Annotated in this window: 3 protein-coding genes and 1 pseudogene; all 4 read right to left on the minus strand. The window is 35.8% G+C overall.

Annotated features, from left to right (window positions below):
• Window positions 1–613: 613 nt before the first annotated feature.
• On the minus strand, window positions 614–1,801 hold the full coding sequence (locus AC3DU7_RS10570; RefSeq protein ID WP_488039309.1) for a TRC40/GET3/ArsA family transport-energizing ATPase: 1,188 nt from the start codon (window positions 1,799–1,801) through the stop codon (window positions 614–616).
• 448 nt (window positions 1,802–2,249) lie between these two features.
• The gene (locus AC3DU7_RS10575; RefSeq protein WP_488039310.1) at window positions 2,250–2,630 is read right to left on the minus strand and encodes a C6orf136 family protein; all 381 of its coding nucleotides are present in this window, start codon (window positions 2,628–2,630) and stop codon (window positions 2,250–2,252) included.
• Between the two features lie 324 nt (window positions 2,631–2,954).
• The gene (locus AC3DU7_RS10580) at window positions 2,955–3,521 is read right to left on the minus strand and encodes a hypothetical protein (RefSeq protein WP_488039311.1); all 567 of its coding nucleotides are present in this window, start codon (window positions 3,519–3,521) and stop codon (window positions 2,955–2,957) included.
• A gap of 363 nt (window positions 3,522–3,884) precedes the next feature.
• A pseudogene (locus AC3DU7_RS10585) lies at window positions 3,885–4,768 on the minus strand (hypothetical protein); the annotation flags it as partial.

Consider the following 4,768-nt stretch of genomic DNA (forward strand, 5'->3'; position numbering starts at 1 on the left):
TTTGACAGATTTTTTTGAGAATAAAGCAACCTGTTATATCAGTAAAAAATTTAGACACAAAAAAAACCAACCTCCTCCTACAAAAAAAATAATCAATCTAAACTTTTGCCAGATTTTTTTGAGAATAAAGCAACCTGTTATATCAGTAAAAAATTTAGATTGAATAAAACTTTCAAGTTTACGAAAAATAATTTAGATATTAGCAAATACTTACATTAGAGAAGTAACTGCTGCTCCAAACCAAATAAATTATACTTACTTTTCATCTTCTCTTGTAGAAGTAGGTTGAAAAATAATCTTGACAGCTTCAGTAACAGAAAAAAATCTCAACCTCCTCCTAAAAAAAATAACAATCCTCAACTTTTGACAGATTTTTTTGAGAATAAAGCAACCTGTTATATCAGTAAAAAATTTAGATTGAATAAAACTTCCAAGTTTACGAAAAATAATTTAGATATTAGCAAATACTTACATTAGAAAAGGAACTGCTGCTCAAAACCAAATAAATTATACTTACTTTTCATCTTCTCTTGCAGGAGTAGGTTGAAAAATAATCTTGACACCTTTAGCAAAAGAAAAAATTTCAACCTCCTCCGACAAAAAAATAACTATCCTAAACTTTTGCTACTTCAGCAAACCTAATCTTCAAATAATCATCCTCCATTTTGGCCCCCGCAGGTTGCAACGCTGCTAAAGCTTGAGGCAAAACCAAATTCCGACGATGATTACCAATTCTAATATTCAACTCATCCCCAGTTTTATTTAATTGAATTTTCTCTTTCGGAATACCAGGCAAATATAACTGCAAATTATAATTACCCTTCTCTTGCACTACCTTAACAGTATTTTCCTTATAGTAAACCTGACTAGGATCTTCATCTCCATACAAAGTTTCCTTCAACCTTTCCAAAGCAGCCAAACCACACATTTCCTCAGAATAAAGAGGTACCTCTTTCACAGGCAAAGGTCTAAAATTATCGTGAATTTCTTGCCGATATTGCTGTTGATTTTCCTTCCATTTTTTAAAGAAAGGGTCAGTCACAGAATCAGGAATAATCCGATTAGCTACTACTAAATCTGTAGAAACATTGTACAAACTTAAATAAGCATGAGCCCGTAAAGACTCCTTAATTACCATCTTTTCAGGATTAGTAACTAACCGCACAGAAGTCTTAGTATTGTCAGTTAAAACCTTTTCCAAAGCCTCAATTTGTTCATAAAATTCATAAGGAGCATCCATAACTTCCTTATCAGGCAAAGAAAAACCAGTAATAGGCTTAAAAATAGGTTCAAAAAGAGGTCTTAAAGCTACCGACATTCCCTGCAAAGGCTTATAAAACTTCCTCATATACCAACCCCCAACTTCCGGCAAACTCAAAAGTCGTAAAGCAGTACCAGTCGGAGCAGAATCAATAATTAAAACATCATATTCGCCCTCATCATAGTGCCTCTTCATCCGCACCAGACCAAAAATTTCATCCATTCCCGGCAAAATAGCCAACTCCTCAGCTTGCACACCATCTAAACCCCGCGCCTGCAAAACCTGAGTAATATAACGTTTTACAGCTCCCCAGTTTCCCTCCAATTCCATCAAAGCATCCAACTCAGCACCCCAAAGATTTTCCCTAACCTTCCGAGGTTCGTGGCTCATTTCCATATCAAAGCTATCTGCCAGGGAGTGAGCTGGATCAGTACTGAGAACCAAAGTTTTATGGCCTAATTCTGCACAACGTAGTCCCGTTGAGGCCGCCACTGATGTTTTGCCAACGCCACCTTTTCCCGTCATTAATATTACGCGCATCAATTATTTAACCTTTTCTGAAAAATTTTTACACATCTTAACTTTAACGGGTTTTTTACTTTTTCAGCATCTACGAGCATTTAGGAGATTTCAGTTATCAAAGTTATGCTTTTTTGTCAATATATAGCGCTGTGCGTAGGCAACAGCTCACCTGGGGGAATAAAAAACCGATAATATAAGACTTTTAGCTATTGGACAGTTCCTGTAATTTTATAGATATGCTAGCGCACATTGCTATATCTATAAAATTGTGCAAAATAAACTGAGAATTATTTACCGAAAAATTAAGGTATAAAGCATCTTCATTCATGGAGAAAAAAGCATTCAAGAGCGGGTCTCTTCGCCATATTCAATCGACCAAGAGAAGAAAAAAAATCTTTTTAGTCAATCCTTCTATTACAGAATAGGTAATTATTAATTATTAATTGTTAATTATTAATTGTTGAAGCTACTTCACTTGAAAAACCTGTTTTAAAACATCCAGCCGAGAGATATCCCAATAGTCAATATGACTGTTAATCAGTCCATCTGCATTGAGTCTCAATTCACTCCATCCTGGTATTGCCATTCGAGGTTTCCAAGGCACAGGAGCTGTCCAACTAAGTGTCCAACGGGTTTTAATTAAATCTCCTGAATGACTAATATCATGTAAGTCAAGCTGAATATCATTAAACCAACTATTCATAAAACCGATCATTTTTTGATAACGGTCAATTCCTCTAAATTTATTTAATGGGTCTTCAAAGTAAACATTTTCTGCGTAAATACTGTAAGTTTGATCGACCGGAAATTTTTGATAATCTTGTTTAAGTATTGAAATAATATCCATTTTTTTATTTGAATTTTTCACCTTCAAAGTCATAAAAAGTGCCTACATTTTTTACAGAATAATTAAGATTTAAAGTATCTCTTTTAAAGAATAAAAAAGCGGCAGATATACTTAAAGCGTAAGTACTGAGTAGTAGATAGAAAGCAGATAACATAATAAAACTTGATTCTTGATATGATTCAACCTCAAACTTAACACCTTCTTACTTATGAAAATAATTTGGGTCTAAAACCCCGCCTTAAAAGGCGAAATATTTTTGGAGCGAAGCTCAAATCCTAGTTACAAGGATAACTTCTGACTTCTGACTTTTGAATTCTGACTTCATCAAGGTTCCACTTCCGGCCATAAACGCTCTAATTGATAACGCCAAGCTGCCAAAGTTTTTTCACGATATTCTGAATTCATATCTATTTCACCCATTAAACCTTCTGCATAAAAGCGTTCTAAAGTTTGCATGGTTGCTTCTAAAGTTTGTTCTTGAAGTTTTGCTGCCTTAATTACTTCAACAATCCGATTTTCTATTACTTCATTAAAATAACTAGATATACCTTGTTCTTTTAAATCAATTAATCTTTGAATAGCTGTACTAAAATCTTCTACTATTAATGTAGAGAAATGATGCTGAAATACTCCCCATAAGACATTTTCATATAAAGCATAGCGAGTTTCTAAAGTTAAATCAAAGTTAGCTTCAAGTAATTTATCAAGAAATGGTTGAGCATCTCCTTGAGGAGCAATCGGAATTAATATTCTCAGCCAACTTTTATCTTCTGAAAGTAGAACTAAAAGTCGAAAATTATCTGTTTCTATTTGCCATGAAGTAGTAGATGGAATTGCCAAAGATTCTTCAAATAATATTTTTAATGTTTGAGTTACTTCTGATACCTTCATCAGTAATAAATTGATTTTATATAACTTGATTACTTTGCTAATTATAGCTGTTTTTACAAAGGCAAACTACATTTATTAATTGATAATAAATAATGGATAATTACCTCTGGTTAAAATCGAGAGGATTGAATATCAAGAAATCAGATTTCCTCTCTTGATAGTTGTATTCTATGAAATATGAAAACCGCTATAAATTGTACTGCTGAAGCTTAATATTAACCATTTCTAACTGATTCAATGATAAACCCCCGGACTTTACCAGGGGTTATTTAGCAAGGTAGCAATGACCTATCGCTACTTATGCCTTAGTTATCAATAGTTCAAACAAAACCTGTTTACTCTACCTCAAAAATATGAGAGTTGCTATGCCCATTCCAAAACAGCTTCTTGCTTTGTATTAGTGCGACGTTCTGGGGTTTCACGATTGAACTTCATGTGTATAGAGCGGTTTTGTTCGCCATCGACAGCCACTGCCATAATAGGATAATCAATTAAACCATCAGGGAAGGCCATCTGGAAACGGAAAGTACCATCAGAGTTGAGTTTAATAGGTCGTCCGCCAATAGTTACAGTAGCATCCGGTTCCGTTGCACCGTAAATAATTAGTTCGGCATCAGCAACTAACCAGAACTTGCGTGGGCGAACTGGTGGCATAGAAGCAGCAACACCAGACATATTCATGCCCATGCCTGAAGCAGTTAAACCTACACCAGACATATTCATGCCCATGCCTGAAGCAGTTAAACCTACACCAGACATATTCATGCCCATGCCTGAAGTAGTTAAACCTACCCCTGACATACTCATGCCCATGCCGGAAGTAGTTAAACCGATACCGGACATAGTTTGAGCTACCCCTGAAGCAGTTAAACCTACACCTGACATATTCATGCCCATGCCCATGCCGGAAGTAGTTAAACCAATACCGGACATAGTTTGACCTACCCCTGAAGCAGTTAAACCTACACCTGACATATTCATGCCCATACCCATGCCGGAAGTAGTTAAACCGATACCGGACATAGTTTGACCTACCCCTGAAGCAGTTAAACCTACACCTGACATATTCATGCCCATACCCATGCCGGAAGTAGTTAAACCGATACCGGACATAGTTTGAGCTACCCCTGAAGCAGTTAAACCAACCCCTGACATATTCATGCCCATGCCGGAAGTGGTTAAACCGATACCTGACATAGTTTGACCAACACCCGAAGCAGTTAAACCAACACCAGACATAGTTTGAC

Source organism: Okeania sp., assembly GCF_983059655.1.